The sequence below is a fragment of the Pseudomonas sp. E45-MNA-CIBAN-0222 genome, from assembly GCF_040310405.1.
In the GTDB taxonomy this organism is placed as follows: domain Bacteria; phylum Pseudomonadota; class Gammaproteobacteria; order Pseudomonadales; family Pseudomonadaceae; genus Stutzerimonas; species Stutzerimonas stutzeri_AC.
This window is the reverse complement of the sequence record NZ_JBEOPU010000193.1, coordinates 1-248: the sequence shown is the minus strand read 5'-3', so window position 1 is coordinate 248 and position 248 is coordinate 1. Positions and strand designations below refer to the sequence as shown.

The following is a 248-nucleotide window of genomic DNA, read 5'->3' as shown; positions in this document are numbered from 1 at the left end:
GTTTGCCGGTGTGTTGCAGGCTGAGCACGCCTATTACCTCGCCGCCGACGCGGAGGCTGGCGTCGAGGATCGAGCAAATACCCTGGGGACGATAGTAGTATTCGCCCAGCTCGCAGGTGAGATGGTCCTGCAAAACGTCCTGAGCATCGACGGCGCGGCCACTCTGCAGGGCCTGAAAATAGCGGGGGTAAGGAGACAGCACAAGCGCTGACAGCGTTTCGTCGCTCTCGCTGGCGCGCCGGTAGCAG

1 protein-coding gene is annotated in these 248 nt (G+C 62.5%); it reads right to left on the bottom strand.

Going from position 1 to position 248, the window contains the following annotated elements; translation table 11 throughout:
- On the bottom strand, window positions 1-248 hold a 248-nt coding region (locus AAEZ08_RS23285; protein WP_500125229.1), incomplete at both ends, for a GAF domain-containing protein.